General features: G+C 43.4%; 13 protein-coding genes. 5 read left to right on the top strand and 8 right to left on the bottom strand.

Features of this window, described 5'->3' with window-relative positions; translation table 11 throughout:
- The first annotated feature begins 7 nt into the window (after nt 1-7).
- Nucleotides 8-1,951 carry a hypothetical protein gene (locus tag BS636_RS08170; protein ID WP_099338306.1) on the top strand — a complete coding sequence of 648 codons (1,944 nt, stop codon included), beginning with the start codon at nt 8-10 and terminating at the stop codon, nt 1,949-1,951.
- Between the two features lie 57 nt (nt 1,952-2,008).
- Here the strand turns inward: BS636_RS08170 and BS636_RS08175 are convergent, their stop codons facing one another.
- The gene (locus BS636_RS08175; RefSeq protein WP_416202894.1) at nt 2,009-3,643 is read right to left on the bottom strand and encodes a phospholipase D family protein; all 1,635 of its coding nucleotides are present in this window, start codon (nt 3,641-3,643) and stop codon (nt 2,009-2,011) included.
- Between the two features lie 101 nt (nt 3,644-3,744).
- Between BS636_RS08175 and BS636_RS08180 the strand changes: the two genes are divergently transcribed.
- The gene (locus BS636_RS08180) at nt 3,745-4,755 is read left to right on the top strand and encodes a metallophosphoesterase (RefSeq protein ID WP_099338307.1); all 1,011 of its coding nucleotides are present in this window, start codon (nt 3,745-3,747) and stop codon (nt 4,753-4,755) included.
- A gap of 24 nt (nt 4,756-4,779) precedes the next feature.
- Here the strand turns inward: BS636_RS08180 and BS636_RS08185 are convergent, their stop codons facing one another.
- From BS636_RS08185 to trhA, 3 genes are all read right to left on the bottom strand, one after another.
- The gene (locus BS636_RS08185; RefSeq protein ID WP_099338308.1) at nt 4,780-5,220 is read right to left on the bottom strand and encodes a hypothetical protein; all 441 of its coding nucleotides are present in this window, start codon (nt 5,218-5,220) and stop codon (nt 4,780-4,782) included.
- Nucleotides 5,221-5,364: 144 nt separating this feature from the next.
- Nucleotides 5,365-6,672: an MFS transporter gene (locus tag BS636_RS08190; RefSeq protein ID WP_099338309.1), complete on the bottom strand. Its 1,308-nt coding sequence runs from the start codon at nt 6,670-6,672 to the stop codon at nt 5,365-5,367.
- A gap of 142 nt (nt 6,673-6,814) precedes the next feature.
- Nucleotides 6,815-7,459 carry a PAQR family membrane homeostasis protein TrhA gene (trhA, locus tag BS636_RS08195; RefSeq protein WP_099338310.1) on the bottom strand — a complete coding sequence of 215 codons (645 nt, stop codon included), beginning with the start codon at nt 7,457-7,459 and terminating at the stop codon, nt 6,815-6,817.
- A 101-nt stretch (nt 7,460-7,560) separates the two neighbouring features.
- Here trhA and BS636_RS08200 point away from each other — a divergent pair, with 101 nt between their 5' ends.
- Entirely contained in the window at nt 7,561-8,781 is a 1,221-nt protein-coding gene (locus BS636_RS08200; protein WP_099338311.1) for a class I SAM-dependent methyltransferase, read from the top strand.
- A complete protein-coding gene (locus tag BS636_RS08205; RefSeq protein WP_099338312.1) occupies nt 8,775-9,206 on the top strand; it encodes a GNAT family N-acetyltransferase in 432 nt (143 codons plus the stop codon). Before BS636_RS08200 ends, BS636_RS08205 begins: the two co-directional genes overlap by 7 nt.
- Before the next feature lie 61 nt (nt 9,207-9,267).
- On the opposite strand, the gene BS636_RS08210 is transcribed toward BS636_RS08205, so the two are convergent.
- The 4 genes from BS636_RS08210 to BS636_RS08225 all read right to left on the bottom strand — a co-directional run bounded on the left by BS636_RS08210 (nt 9,268) and on the right by BS636_RS08225 (nt 14,343).
- On the bottom strand, nt 9,268-9,618 hold the full coding sequence (locus tag BS636_RS08210; RefSeq protein ID WP_099338313.1) for a hypothetical protein: 351 nt from the start codon (nt 9,616-9,618) through the stop codon (nt 9,268-9,270).
- Between the two features lie 153 nt (nt 9,619-9,771).
- Complete coding sequence (locus tag BS636_RS08215; RefSeq protein WP_099338314.1) at nt 9,772-11,904, bottom strand: 3-hydroxyacyl-CoA dehydrogenase NAD-binding domain-containing protein; 2,133 nt, start codon at nt 11,902-11,904, stop codon at nt 9,772-9,774.
- Between the two features lie 10 nt (nt 11,905-11,914).
- Nucleotides 11,915-13,120, bottom strand: coding sequence for an acetyl-CoA C-acetyltransferase (locus tag BS636_RS08220; protein WP_099338315.1), 1,206 nt, complete (start codon nt 13,118-13,120; stop codon nt 11,915-11,917).
- A 212-nt stretch (nt 13,121-13,332) separates the two neighbouring features.
- Entirely contained in the window at nt 13,333-14,343 is a 1,011-nt protein-coding gene (locus tag BS636_RS08225; RefSeq protein WP_099338316.1) for an AraC family transcriptional regulator, read from the bottom strand.
- A gap of 212 nt (nt 14,344-14,555) precedes the next feature.
- Between BS636_RS08225 and BS636_RS08230 the strand changes: the two genes are divergently transcribed.
- A complete protein-coding gene (locus BS636_RS08230; protein WP_099338317.1) occupies nt 14,556-15,677 on the top strand; it encodes a CaiB/BaiF CoA transferase family protein in 1,122 nt (373 codons plus the stop codon).
- Nucleotides 15,678-15,728 lie beyond the last annotated feature (51 nt).

Below are 15,728 nucleotides of genomic sequence, written 5' to 3' on the forward strand. Positions count from 1 at the left end.
AATCATCATGAATATAAAAAAAATCTTTCCATTTGCTTTAACGGCATTGGTCACAGCATTAACAGCTTGTGGTGGTGGCGGTAGTACCAATGTAAAATCTGAAAATGATGAACCTGCGACAACCAACGGGAGTTGTAGTGGTCAAGGGTGTGTACAGTGGGGCTTGGAATATCCCCTTGATGGCTTAAATTTCAACTGTAGTAGTGATACTAAAAATAATTTTATTACTCAATTTAATCGTAACGATGGTGTTGCAACGGGGCGTTGTAAAGAAACTGATGAAATCGAATTTTATATTGCTAGTGAACTCGATACGCGGATCAATATTGGGAAAATTAAACTCAGTGATTTTATTCAAATTTCAGGAATCGAATCGAGTTTCCCACGTTTGAGTTTATTGGATATTAGCGCAGGACAACCGAATGCTAGTAGCTTGAATCTAAATGATCCGAGTATTAAAAAAGCAATGAATACTGTTAAAGTATTGCAAACTTTGGCATTAGAAGAAAAGAACATTACTGATCCAACAGATATTCAGCCACTCTATATCAATGAAAAGATTCGTGAACGTTTAAACAAAATTACAAAGTCTATCAACGTTGCTGATACAGATTTTGAATCACAAATTAAACCTGTGATCGATATTACTAAGATTAAAGATGAAGATGCATTTAAGGCAGTGAGTAAGCTTGCGATTATTGCCAATGCTGCAGTGTACCAGCCTGAATTTTCACTGTTTTCTACTGACGGTTTATTGAGTCAGCTCAGTGGCTCAAATGGTCTGGTAGGATGTGATAAGACAAGCTGTAGTGCTTCAGATAAAAATACGCGTCATGTATTTGGTCATTTCATGCTGATTACAGACCGTCAGGGGTATACCTTTGGTTCAGGTGTTCAGTGGCGTGATAAAGACCTCATTGTTGCAGGTAGTAATTTAACCTCCTTAGGTGGTATCAATGCTGAAATGATTCGTAAGGTGAAGCCAGTTGGAATGACTGCTCTGCCACAAAAAACATGGTTAGATGTAGTAGCGGATAAGATCACCTCTCCGTATCAATTTAACGTGGGTCAAAGTCAAGATAAGCTAGAAATTACACAAGGTACTTTACTCAGTGACTCGGTGATTGCAGGGACTGAAAACTTCTATAAATTGATCGTGAAAGGAAAAGTAGATAACACACCGTTGACTGCAGTTGAGCAAGCAAAACTTGGTAAATGGAGAATGTCAGCAGATAATCTGAACTACAATGGTTCAGTAGATTTATATAAGATTTTCCCAATCAGCTATTTAGATGGCGAAGTCTTTAAAACTGCGAGTAATGTGGCGAAAGGTCAGAAATATATCTTCCCAATTTATGGCGAACTTGAGTTTAAATTTACTGATACTACCCACAGTCCTGTAAAAGTAGGTGTCGTTATTGATAGTAATGGTGATGTCCGCACTAATCGTCAATCTGAAACGACCCTTGCAATGGATCAGAGCAATGGCTGTCAAGGCGATGTTTTAGGCGATAATCTTGAAGATGCCAATGGCGTTACCCAATATCGTTTAGGGACTTTGGGTCGTGCATTTGCCAAAGATAAAACATTGTCGATTCGTATGGTTTTAGGTCATGAAGACTTTGGTGATATTAATGGTGCTTTGATTGGGGTGGATTCGCGTATTGAAACTTCAACAAATGCCAATGACAGTATTGTGATTGGTGGTGCACTGATTAATGTCTCGAATTTATTGAATTCAAGTGCTGGACAAAAAGGTCGTATTACCTTTACCAACTCAGCCGGAGAAGCTGTTGGTTGGGCAAATACTTTGGCAAGTTTCCAAAATATTTATAATACAGCGAATAAAGAATCGACTTCTGTAACAGATGACGATAAAGCGCTGGCAAAACTCAATGGCGGTACAGTGAGTCTGAATCTTGCGAACTGTTATACGGTGAAGCAAAAATAATCCAATTATAAAAAAGCCCATCATTGATGGGCTTTTTTATATCTTAAGATTTGAAGTTTACATAAACCCTTCAAGCGGTAACCAAGAAACGAATTTTACCAACGCTTTGTTATACCATTTCATATGAGGTTCTTTGGTCAAAGTTTTAATCTCACCATTAGATTGCTTGATCTTCCAGTTGATATTTTGATTAGTATCTAAAACCAGTTTATAGGCATATTTACTCAAGTTCTGATCCATCGTTTTATGCACAGCTTGGGCAAGGGTAGGACTGTTAAGTAATACACCAATTTCTGTATTCAGGTAGGCTGAACGTGGGTCAAAGTTAAAAGAGCCGATAAATACTTGTTTCTCATCTAAGGCCATCAGTTTGGCATGTAAGCTGGAACGACTTAAGCCTTTCAAACTAACTTTAGCCTTGTCGGCAATTTCCTTGGTATTAGCATTCAGGTTTGCTGCCTCAGGTGCAGCGAGAAACTCATACAATTGAACATCATTTTTCAGTAAATCCTGGCGATACTTAGAATAAAAAGCATGCACAACAGGAACATCATTGGCTTTATAAGAATTGGTTAGTACTCGAACCTTAATATTATTTTGAGCAAGATCCTTCAGGCGTTCGGCACCTTCTTTCTCTGGCACAAAATAGGCAGAAACAATATCTACACTCTGTTCAGGCTTTTCCAGATGTTGTAACAATTGGAAATTTAGATGCTCTTCTTTTTTAGCCTTGGACTTGATCTTAGTAGGTGGATCTTTGACTACTTCTGCTTCGACCCAATCCAGCTGGATATTATGCTCAAGCCATTTGTCAAAAGCCTGAGACCTGTTGGCTAAATCGAGATAGTTTTGTACTCGCGGATCATCCTGATGGGCTTTTAGCTGCTGTTTCAGGCTTTCAAAGCGCAAGCTGTGATGGCCTGGATTAACAATATTTCGAACCGGGTAAGCATAGTCATCATTCCAGTACTCATCGAAGGAATGGATGATCTCATCAGAGGCTGCACCAGCAAGCAGGACATCGACATCAGAGAATTGATAGTTATCACTGACATTGTAATACTGGTTGCTCATATTACGACCACCAATTAGCGCAATTTGATTATCAGCAATAAAGCTTTTGTTATGCATACGTCGGTTGATTCGTTTCAGATCCAGCACCATATCCATAGCACGATGCTGACGGAAGCGGTAAGGGTTATATAAGCGCACATCGATATTCTGATGCTGATCTAGCGCCAGATAAATACCTTCCATCTTCTTGGCATTGTTATCATCAATCAGGAGGCGAACCTTCACCCCACGGTCGGCAGCCTGAATAATGGCATTCAAAGCCAATGCACCAATCCGGTCATTATCCCAAATGTAATATTGCAGGTCTAAAGATTTTTCAGCCTTATGAATCAGTTGTATACGAGCTGCGAGTGCTTCAAGTGGATCATATAAAACATGATAGCCAGTCAGACCGACATATTGATCACGTAAAGGTTGTACTATTTTGGACAGGGAAGTCTGTGAAGTATCGGTTTCAAAGGCGGTATGCGAAGGTCGTTCTACCTGCGGAGGTAGCGTGCTACAGGCAGGGATTCCCAGAACAAGGCTAAAACCCAGTAAGACAGCAGATTTATATGAAGTATTACGTTCGGGAGTGACCAGGGGCAGGTCGGCCTTGGAGCGGGGAGCAATCGTCATATGAGTCTAAGCGTGATAAATTAGGTTTGAGTATAATTGCCAGCTGTGAAAAGATAAATACAAAGCAGCGTATGTACTGAAGAACTGGACAAGGCGAAACTATGGGGAATATTGATTCCGTGATCTTTTATTTCTATATCGGAATGGCGATTTTGGCGCTGTGGTGTATATCACAGGCATGGATCAGTCAGTCACATACCCAGACCATTCATCCCTTTAAAGCCTTTACCCATCTGCTCGCTTTTTATCTGTCTTATCTGCTGATTCCTTTATTTTTCTTCAGTATTTATGCCGGATTTGCAGGCTATTACTCGATTCATGAAGCTGTTTTTATTTGTTTGTTGAGTGGGGTCTTGAGTTATGCGCGTTTTATCGAACCGCATCTGATTCAAGTTAAAACGACGCGTTATCAGATTAATCCCGATAAAAAATTGGATAAGCCAGTCCGTATTGCACTCATTGCGGATCTGCATATTGGTTTATTTTCTGGTCATGAGCGCCAGCTGAAGCAAATTGTACATAAATTAAATCAGCAGCAGCCAGATTTAGTGGTAGTGGCAGGTGACTGGACTTATGAACCGGAAGACACCTTAACCGAAGAGATCGCCGTCCTGAAGGAGATTCAGGCACCAGTTTATTCTGTTAATGGCAATCATGATGAACAGTATCCTGGACCTCCTATTCAAGAGCTATTACATACTGCGCTTGCAACCAACAACGTGATGGATATTGAAGGGCAGATCGTTGAATTTAATGAATTCCGCTTAGTCGGTATTGGCGATCTGTGGGCAGGAAAAGCAGATATGCGTTTCTTACCTGACTTGCCACAAGACAAGCCATGGGTGATCCTGTCGCATAATCCGGATACGGTAGATATGGTGCCGCAATTGCCAAGTCGACCACTGATGCTTTCTGGGCATACGCATGGCGGGCAAGTGGAACTGCCATGGCTGACGGATTATGTGATGAAAAAGGTATCTATTCTTGGACATAAGCGCGGGCTATACCGACATGAACATGCCGATGTGTTTGTGACCGTAGGAACTGGTCTGGTTGGTGTGCCTTTCCGTTTTCGTGTACCACCAACCATTGATATCATTGAACTGGTATAAATGAGTTGTGGCTGAGTTTAGCCCTTAACGAACCATCCAGATAATTACCGTAATTAAAATAATGATACCTGCAATAATCCAGATCAGATGCGGTCCATTTTTTGCAGTAACGGGTTCAGCAACTTTTTCCTGCAACTCTCGAGTCGATTCAGGGACGGGTGGACGAGTAGCATGATCTTGTGTAGCACTCGTAGGAATGGAGACTGCAATAGAATCAGTCAGTGTTTCAGTCTTTAACTGTCGATCAGCCGTGACATCATCGCTAAATCTTGCACCTTGGGTCTGTACCTGTAAGGCAGCATCATGTTCCATCACAATGGCAGCAATGACTTCCAGCGCCTGTTGTTGGTTCAATGAAGTATGTTGGACAATATATTGGATGGCCTCGGTTTTTTTATCATCTTCCAGTAAGACCACAATATGAACCAATTGTTCTTCGGTTAAATATTCGATCGGATCCTGCATGTTTTATCCTTCTGGTTATGAATCCATCTCTGTATTGTTCCGTAAATAGAAGGGGAGAAATAGCAGTTTTTTGTTGCATCTCGAATTGCAGAAATAAAAAAAGCCAGCGTTAATACGCCGGCTTTTTATTGGGTGATTCCAGAATTAGATTTGATTGTTTACATCATCATTCTTGGTTTCACGAATCAGCAGGAATGCTAATAATGACAGAATCGATGCCGCAGTTAGGTAATAACCTACAGCAGATAAGCCATATTGTGTTGCCAGCTTGGTTGCGATCAATGGCGCAAAAGATGCACCGAAAATACCAGCCAAGTTAAAGGTCAACGCAGAACCTGTATAGCGCACTGAAGTCGGAAAGATTTCAGACAATACGGTACCAATCGGGCCATAAGTTAAGCCCATGATTGCAAGGCCGATACACAGGAATAAGAACACGACAATGGTGCTGCCTGATTCAAGCATGTCAGCAAAGAAGATACCGAAGATCGCAGAAACGATACATACGCCGATTGAAGTTGCTTTACGACCAAACTTCTCTGCAAATACAGCAGATAGTGGGATGAACGCAGCAAAGCATAGTGTTGCTACCAATTGCAGCTGCAGGAATTCTTCACGTGAATAGCCGAGCTGTTTCGTACCCCATTGCAATGCGAATACTGTGGTCAGGTAGAACACAACGAAGGTACAGATGGCAGCGATGGTACCCAATACCAGCATTTTAGAATGCTTTTTGAATACTTCGAAGAAAGGTACATTTACTTCTTTTTGCTTTTTCAATACGTTCTGGAATGCAGGTGTTTCATGCAATTTCAGACGAATCCAAAGGCCCATGATTACAAGCAAAGCACTAGAAATGAATGGAATACGCCAGCCCCATTGCATGAACTCTGCTTCAGTCATTAACGCACCGAGCGTCAAGAATGAGCCAGTTGCCAAGATAAAGCCAAGCGGAGCACCTAATTGCGGGAACATACCATACCAGGCACGTTTACCTTCAGGAGCATTTTCAGTTGCAAGTAATACAGCCCCTGACCATTCACCACCCAGACCAAGGCCCTGACCTAAACGGCACAGTGCCAACAGTAAAGGTGCTACGATGCCAATTTGACCATAAGTTGGCAGTAGGCCAATGGCTACAGTAGACAGGCCCATGGTCAGCAAGGCAGCAACCAGAGTGGCTTTACGACCAATTCTATCGCCGAGGTGACCAAACAATGCCGCACCGATCGGACGAGCAATAAAGGCAATTGCGAAAGTCGCAAGAGACTGAATCGTTGCGGTCATTGGGTCTGTACTTGCTGGGAAGAACAGATAGGGGAAAATAATGACAGCGGCAGTGGCATAAATATAGAAATCGAAGAACTCGATTGTAGTGCCTACTAAACTCGCTGTTAAAACGCGGAATTTTGAGTTTTGTGCTGGCTGAGCAGCAGAATTTGACGACGCCATGAATGACCTTACACTTACTAAAAATAAAAGAACTTAGTTTTAAAAGCGTAATCTTTTTAAAAAAGGCGTAATTTCTTAAAAAAACAACTGCAACCTTCTCAATTCAACTCGCTCAGGGTCACTGAAATGAAGAATGAGAGGATTAAATCACGTAAAGATAGATGGACAGAAAATGTGATCCTGCGCCTATCAATACAAAAATGTGCCAGATAGCGTGCGTATATCTTACTCTTTTTAAGGCGTAAAACAATGCACCCACCGTATAAGCAAGTCCACCAATGATGAGAAAGGTTAAAGATTGAGCAGATAAATATTTCTGCATATCATCAATAACTAACAGTGCAAGCCAGCCCATTGCGAGGTAAGCGAACAGGGAAAGTTTCTGAAAACGATGAATGAATATGAACTTGAATAGTGTTCCAAGGACAGCAATGATCCATAAAGCGATCAATAAATACTGGGCTTTGGCCGTCGGGATGGCGATCGCCAGAAATGGTGTGTAAGTGCCAGCAATCAGATAATAGATCGCAGTATGGTCAATTTTTTTATAGAAGTAACGTCGATCCGCAGTAGTGGCCATGTGGTACAGCATCGAGGCAGAAAAAAGCACAATCATGCTTAGTCCATAGACCCATAGGCCAAGCCATTGACCCGTGCTGAGGTAAGAGCCTTTAATGACCAGCAAAATCCCGGCAATCACCGATAAGGCAGCACCTACACCGTGACTGATGTAGTTGATGCGCTCTTCGACAGCATCATAATCCTGAAGCAGTGGTGCATTTGACATAGTTATCATTCTTCTTAAATATACAAATGTATAGTAATTCAATTTTGCTTTTAGAGTAAGAACATTTACACTTTAATGGCAATTCATTTTAGGTTTCATTTATGTCCACTTTGGCGTCTCTCTCAGTTCAAGAACAGCAATTTCTGGATACTTTCCAGCAAGCCATTGAAACAGATCATTTTGATCGCCTGATTTTAAGTCAGTATAAGGGCGAATTGGAACAGCTAGAGAAAATGACCTTGCGCGTCATTTTACTGAATGAACAGAAAGTATTGAGTTGTCTGTACCGATATAAGACCCAGGATGTCACCAAAAATTATCCTTTATCAGAAGCTCTCTCTCAGGTGACTGAATTACTGGCATGTTGCAAGCAGGCCAATTTGATCACCACAGCCGAAGAATTGCAGCTGAAAAAGAACAAGAAAAAAGTCATGCTGACTCGTAGCAAAACTAAACCCGTCATTAAGTCCAAAACTGCTGAACAGGGTCATGACCGAGTGAAGCAGCGCTATGTGGATCAGGACAGCGTATTTCTACAACATCTTGGCATTACCGATCAGCAAGGTCAGGTCATTCCAAGTATGGCGCGTAAGTGGAAACAGATTAATAAGTTTGTGGAAATCTTCTCGAATGCGCTTTCGCAGATTCAAGCTTCTCAAGAAGGGCTGCGGGTGGTGGACTTTGGTTCAGGTAAAGGCTATCTGACTTGCGCCTTATATGACTATATGCAAAAGCATGGGCAGACGCCGTGGGTGACTGGCGTAGAGCTAAATCCGAAAATGGTTGAGTTTTGTCAGAATGTGGCAGATCAATCCCAGTTTAACCAGCTCGATTTCTTCCAGGGCGATGTACGGACTTATGAGCCGGAACGTTTGGATGTGATGATCGCTTTACATGCCTGTGATGTGGCGACAGACTTTGCCATTCATACTGGTATTCGCCTGAATGCCCAGATCATCATGTGCGCGCCATGTTGTCATAAGGAACTGCGTCCACAGTTGCAGGCACCGCAAATACTCAGTCCGATGCTGCAATTCGGGATTCATGCCGGTCAGCAGGCTGAAATGCTGACTGATACGATTCGTGCCTTATTACTCAAAGCTTATGGTTATGAAACCAAAGTATTTGAATTTGTCGCGCTAGAACATACCAGCAAGAATAAAATGATTCTGGCGGTGAAACGTAAAGACTATCAGGAACCAGATCAGGACGTACTGAACCAGATTCAGGCTTTAAAAGAGATGTATGGGATTCAGAAACATTCGCTGGAATTATTGCTCAAAGATGAATGGGATCAGCAGGGGATTGGTTGTAAATGCTAAGTTCAGCTGAGCTGAGAATTGTTGTTGGAACATGGGATGTGTTAGCAACAGATGCCAAAATGATTCGTGAAGCAGTGTTTATTCAGGAGCAAAACATTGCGCCTGAAGATGAGTGGGATGCTAAGGATGAAGTGTCTACCCATTTTGTGGCTTATCTGAATGATCAAGCAGTTGCCACAGCCCGACTATTAACAAGTAATAGTATCGGTCGTGTCGCAGTACTGAAATCAGCGCGTGGTCATAAGGTTGGGCAATGCCTAATGCAGTTTGTGATTGACTATGCACGCGCTGAAAGTCGGCAGTTTGTTAAACTTTCCTCTCAAGTGCATGCCATTGGCTTTTATCAAGCCTTAGGTTTTCAGCTACAGGGTGAGGAGTATTTAGATTGTGGTATTCCACATATTGATATGTATTTACCGTTGTAAGGTTTCATTGTTCAGATATAAAAAAAGCGAGGTACTGACCTCGCTTTTTCATTTTTAAATCTTAATGACCATGTGCGCCGTTTGCAGTATGTTCAGTATCCGTATTGGCATGTTCATCTGCTGACATATTGTGTTCTTTAGCAGTATCCGATTGAGGTGCAGTACCTTGTTGAGCTGCTGCACGCGCTTCCCGATCTGCCTGAGCTTTAGCAATGGCTTCTTCAGACATGGTCGGAGCATTTTTAAATGCATGTTGCTGAGTATTCTGTTTTTTCTGCTGGCTTGGCATATAGTCCGGTTCATTGCTAACTGCTAGCCAGAAGATAAACATGAATATGCCACCAATTATGCAGAAGATAATCAGTGCTCTCCAACCCCAAGGCGAATTTTCAGGTGTATTTTGATCAGACATAGCATGAACCTAAAGCGGATATAGAATCTATGTTACTTTATAACATAGATTGATTGAAAAGCAGACTGGATTTGCACCGCAAAATATAGTTGGTTTTCAGCAAGCTAATAAAAAGAGGAGCTTGATGCTCCTCTTTAGTTGGATCGGATTAGATCAAAAGGTTTCAGCAGCAGCAACTTTGTTTTTAAGCAATGCTGGCGCCTTAAAGCGTTCGCCATATTTCTTTTCCAGTACATTGGTACGAGCCAGTGCCTTTGCCAGTCCATATTGATTCAGGTACTGGATGGCACCACCAGTCCACGCCGGGTAACCAATACCAAAGATTGAGCCGATATTGCCTTCCACTGTAGATTGCAGCACGCCTTCTTCCAGACAACGCACGGTATCCAGTGCCTGCACAAACAGGAAGCGTTCAGTCATTTCCTGCTCAGACATCTCGGTATTTTTATTCCAATGACTTAAACCTGACCAGAGCTGCTTTTTGCCACCTTCAGGGTAATCATAGAATCCGGCACCAGCGGCTTTCCCTTTACGGTTAAACTGGTGAATCATAGTCTGAATCACTTCATCGGCAGGTGAGTCCGCACGCTCTTTAGCTTCAGCCTGAAGCGCCTTACGCGTTTCAGTGGCAACATACTCGGACAAGGTTAAGGACACTTCATCCTGAATCGCCAATGGCCCAACGGGCATACCGGCTTTCAAAGCAGCCATTTCAATACGGGCTGGATGCACACCTTCTGCCAGTAGACGTAAACCTTCCTGCACGAAAGTGCCGAACACGCGACTGGTAAAGAAGCCACGGCTATCATTCACTGAAATTGGCAGCTTGCCGATCTGCTGCACGAAATCAAATGCCTTAGCTAGAGTTTCATTAGAGGTATTTTTACCTTTAATGATTTCTACCAGCTGCATTTTATCGACCGGACTAAAGAAATGCAGGCCGATAAATTTCTCTTGGTCTAGGCTAGCTTGAGCCAAATTGCTAATTGGCAGGGTAGAGGTATTCGATGCCATCACGCCGTCGGCAGCCAGATACTGTTCCGCTTCCTGAGTCACTTGGGCTTTGAGTTCCTGATTTTCAAAGACCGCTTCGATGATCAGATCACAGCCCGCCAAATCTTCTGTGCTTGCAGTGGTATGAATTAGATTTAAAATCTGATCGCGTTCCTCAGCTGTTAAGCGACCTTGCGCCACTTTTTTATCTAACAGTTTCTGGCTATAAGCTTTGCCTTTTTCACTAGCTTCGATCGATACATCTTTTAGAACGACCTGAATGCCTCTGCTAGCGGTGACATAGGCAATGCCAGCACCCATCATGCCTGCCCCCAAAATCCCAACTTTCTTGGCTTGCCATTTGGCAATATCTTTCGGGCGATGAGCACCGGATTTAATGCTATTCATACCATGCCAGAAAGTACCAATCATGTTTTTGGACACCTGACCGGTCGCCAGATAAGTGAAATAACGCGACTCAATGCGGAGCGCGGTATCCACATCAACCTGCGCACCTTCAACCGCAGCAGATATGATGGCTTCCGGTGCTGGATAACAACCCTTAGTCTTGTCACGTAGCATAGCAGGTGCAATTGCCAGCATTTGGGCTACCGATGGAGCAGAAGGTGAGCCACCTGGAATCTTGTAGCCTTTCTCATCATAAGGCTGCACAGATTTCGGATGTGCTTTGACCCATGTAACTGCTTTTTCTAGCAGTTCATCAAGGGTATTAGCCGTATCATGAATCAGACCTAAGCTTTTAGCTTTGTCTACACTGAGTTGCTTACCTTCCATCAAGAGTGGAAAGGCATTCTGTAAACCCAGCAGACGCACGATACGGACAATCCCACCACCACCCGGTAACAGACCTAAAGTCACTTCAGGCAGACCGAATTTGCTTTTTGGGTCATTCAATGCGATACGGTGATGGGCACATAGTGCGATTTCCCAGCCTCCACCGAGTGCTGTGCCATTCAAGGCTGCAACAACTGGAATGCCACGCGTTTCGATATAGCGCAGTTGAGCTTTCATCTCTTCAATCATATTGAAGAATTCAGTAGCATGTTCTGGTGTCGCCTGAATTAGCTCATCCAGATCGCCGCCGGCGAAAAAGGTCTTTTTGGCTGAACTGAAGATAATGCCGGAAATTTCCTCATCTACTTTGAGTTTGTCGACAACTTCGCTGAGTGCAGTACGGAAATCTGCATTCATGGTGTTTGCAGACTGGTTTGGAGAGTCGAAGGTTAGAAGAATAATATTATCATCAGTTTTTTGATATTGAATTGCGCTCATGGTTCTCTCCTTAAACCAGTTCAATAATTGTAGCGATGCCCATACCGCCACCGACACATAATGTTGCCAGACCTCGTTTTTTGCCCTGGCGTTCCAATTCATCCAGCAAAGTACCGAGAATCATGGCTCCAGTCGCACCGAGTGGATGGCCCATAGCAATGGCACCACCATTTACATTGACTTTAGCAGGATCGACCTTTAGTTCATTGATAAAGCGCATCACCACAGCAGCGAAAGCTTCATTGACTTCAAACAGGTCAATATCATCAATGGTGAGTCCAGCTTTGGCCAAGGCTTTACGGGCTGCAGGGGCAGGGCCGGTGAGCATAATAGTTGGATCAGCACCGACCAGTGCAGTCGCTAATACTTTGGCACGCGGTTTCAGATTCTGTTCTTTGACCGCTTGTTCTGAAGCCAGCAGGACTAGTGCAGCACCATCGACAATGCCGGATGAGTTGCCTGCATGATGCACATGATTCACGGAACCGATTTCGGGATATTTCTGTAGAGCAATCGCATCAAAACCCATTTGTCCCATAGTGGCAAAACTTGGATTCAGCTTGCTTAGTGTTTCCACCGTCGTATTTGGTTTGATGAATTCATCCTGATCCAGAATCACCACACCGGCTTTATCTTTTACCGGAATAATGGATTTATCGAAATGACCATTGGCTTGAGCCGCCGCCGCTTTTTTCTGGGACTGTTCGGCAAAGGTATCCACATCAGCACGGCTATACCCATCAATGGTTGCGATCAGGTCCGCACCAATGCCTTGCGGAATAAAGTCACAGGCCATATTGGTTTCCGGATCGAGCGCCCAGGGACCACCATCTGAACCCATCGGTACACGGGACATGGATTCTACGCCACCGGCAACCACCAGATCCTCCCAACCGGAACGAACTTTTTGCGCTGCCATATTCACCGCTTCCAGACCGGAAGCACAGAAACGGTTGATCTGTACACCAGCCACATCATTGTCCCAGCCGGCGGCAATTGCTGCTGTTTTGGCAATATCAGCACCTTGATCACCAATGGGGGTCACGCAGCCCAAGACTATATCATCGACTTTTGATGTATCTAATGAATGACGTTCTTGCAATTCATTGAGCAGGGTAGTGAGTAACGTGATCGGTTTGACTTCATATAAGGATCCATCCTTTTTTCCCTTGCCGCGCGGCGTGCGAATGGCATCGATGATATAGGCCTCGCTCATACAATTTCCCTTTTTTTGAATGAATAAGATTTGTTCTAATAATTTTGAGTGTAATGATTCTTTAGCTCAGCGCAATGACGAGAACGGACCAGGTCATTTGAGCAATCTGGTCAATCTAGATAACAGGCAGATAAAAAAACGCCCAAGTCTGGAGCTTGGGCGATAACTGAGATTAGCACGAAGGCCAATACTAAATATGAAGAGGATGTGACTTAATGGTAACCATGCAGCTGGCGGTATAAACCTGGCGTTACCCCGGTCCATTTTTTGAAGGCACGGTGGAAAGTACTGGTTTCACTAAAACCGACTTGTTGCGCAACATCTTCCAAAGTCAGAGCTGGATTCAACAATAGGTGAATTGCAGCATCTCGGCGCAAGGCATCTTTCACACCTTGATAGCTCTTGCCTTCCGCAGCCAGACGACGACGTAAAGTTTGTGGAGATAGATATAGCATTGATGCCACATCATTCAATGTTGGCATTTCTTCACCAATCTGACTCTTTAATACATCACGAATACGTGAAGTCAGGGAGTTGGTGTTTTTGAATTTCACCAATAACTGTGCAGGTGCCGCTTTCAGGAATTCTTCTAGGGTTTCTTCATTCTGACGGATTGGTAGATCCAGATAATCCGCTGCAAAAGTAATCTCAGTACGTGGTGCGTCAAATTGCATGACTGGTGCAAAGAATAGTGCATCATATTCATCAGCATGATTCGGACGTGGATAGCTAAAATGCACACGCTCCAATGGAAGACGACGTTCAATCAACCAAGACGCCAGACCATGCCAGATCATCAGCATACTTTCAGTGATGAAATGATCTGGATCCATTTCTTTGGGAATTTGAGGAACTAAACGGGCTTCATGTTTGTCACGTTCCAGTGTCACAGCCCAGTCATCACCAAACAGCTTGTAGAACTGAGAAGAAAGTTCCAGCGCATCGCCTAAAGTTTTAGCGTGAATGATCAACTGACACATGATGGCAAATGTACCAAGACGGCGCGGCTGTTTGTCAAAGCCAACGTGTTCGTCCTGTGTCACCATCCACAGCATTTTGATAAAGCGGGTATATTGTTCTGGCGAGATACGGGCCTTAGGCTGATGCAGAAGTTCAGCTTCAATACCCACATGAGACAATAACGTATCGACATCCATACCGAGACGCTTTACGCCGGAGAGTGCAGCGTTAACGAAATGGATACTGATCGTATCGCGACTCATGTTTAATCCTTCAGTCTCTTTGATGTTCACTAATGCTTGACCTAATTGACAACAAATAATAAATCAATGGCAATTTACAAAATCTGATTTGCCATTTGTTACATATTAAATTGCCGAAATGATGAAGGTAAATGGCTGAACATGACATTGTTTTTGTGTGTTTATGTATCTAATATGCATAAAAAATCAACATAAATAGAGTAATTATTCTAATGTCCTATGCACTAAAAGGATTGAAAGTCCTAGATTTTTCTACACTTTTACCTGGTCCCTTTGCCACCATGTACTTGGCAGATCTTGGTGCTGAAGTTGTGCATATTGAATCACCGACACGACCTGACTTGTTGCGATTAGTGCCACCGTACGCACATGGACAAGCAACTGCACACAATTATTTGAATCGTAACAAACAATCTATCACGCTAGATCTAAAAAATCGTGACTGTATCGAACAGATCAAAAACAGGATTTCAGATTATGACATTGTAGTTGAGCAGTTCCGTCCCGGCGTCATGCAACGCTTGGGATTAGATTACGCCACATTGGCTGAAATCAATCCGCGACTCATCTATTGTTCAATTACTGGTTATGGCCAAACTGGATCCTATAAGGATAAGGCTGGGCATGATATTAATTATTTAGCTTTATCTGGAATTGCAGGACATAGCGGCCGGGTTCAGGGTGGTCCGCCGGCCTTAGGGATTCAGGTAGCTGATGTTGCTGGCGGCTCTATGCATGCAATCATTGCGATCCTGGCGGCAGTAATTGAACGTCAGCGCAGCGGCATGGGGCAGTATATTGATATTTCCATGACCGATTGTGCGGTGGCCTTAAATAATATGGCTGCGGCAGCAAGTCTGGCGGCAGGTGTGCATGCTAAACCAGAATTAGGTCATCTCAATGGCGGCACTTTTTATGACTATTATCAAACCCAAGATAGACGTTACCTTTCCATTGGTAGTTTAGAGCCACAATTTATGCAAGGGCTGGCACAGGCATTAGAGCTACCGATCTTATTAGAAAAAGGTGCATCCTTAGATGCTCAAGACCGAGCAGAGGTTAAAGCTGCGATTCAACAGAAAATTCTCAAGAAACCTTTGGCAGAGTGGCAGTCAGTATTTTCAACACTGGATGTTTGTGTTGAACCTGTATTAACACTGAATGAAGCTTTAAATTCCCAACTGGCCAAAGAACGCAGTTGGGTGGTGCAGGTTCCAGTCAAAGCAGGAGAACAGGAAGCCGAGCCACAACTCGCTTGTCCAATCAAGTTTTCCCGCTCCAGCTCACGCTATGATTTTATTGGGCAAGCACTGGGTGAATCTGAACAGTGGTAAGGTTTCATCTTTTAATGTGATTATTTATAAATCAGTAAGGGCACGATGCTT

Origin of the sequence: Acinetobacter sp. LoGeW2-3, from assembly GCF_002688565.1 — a bacterium.
GTDB lineage: Bacteria > Pseudomonadota > Gammaproteobacteria > Pseudomonadales > Moraxellaceae > Acinetobacter.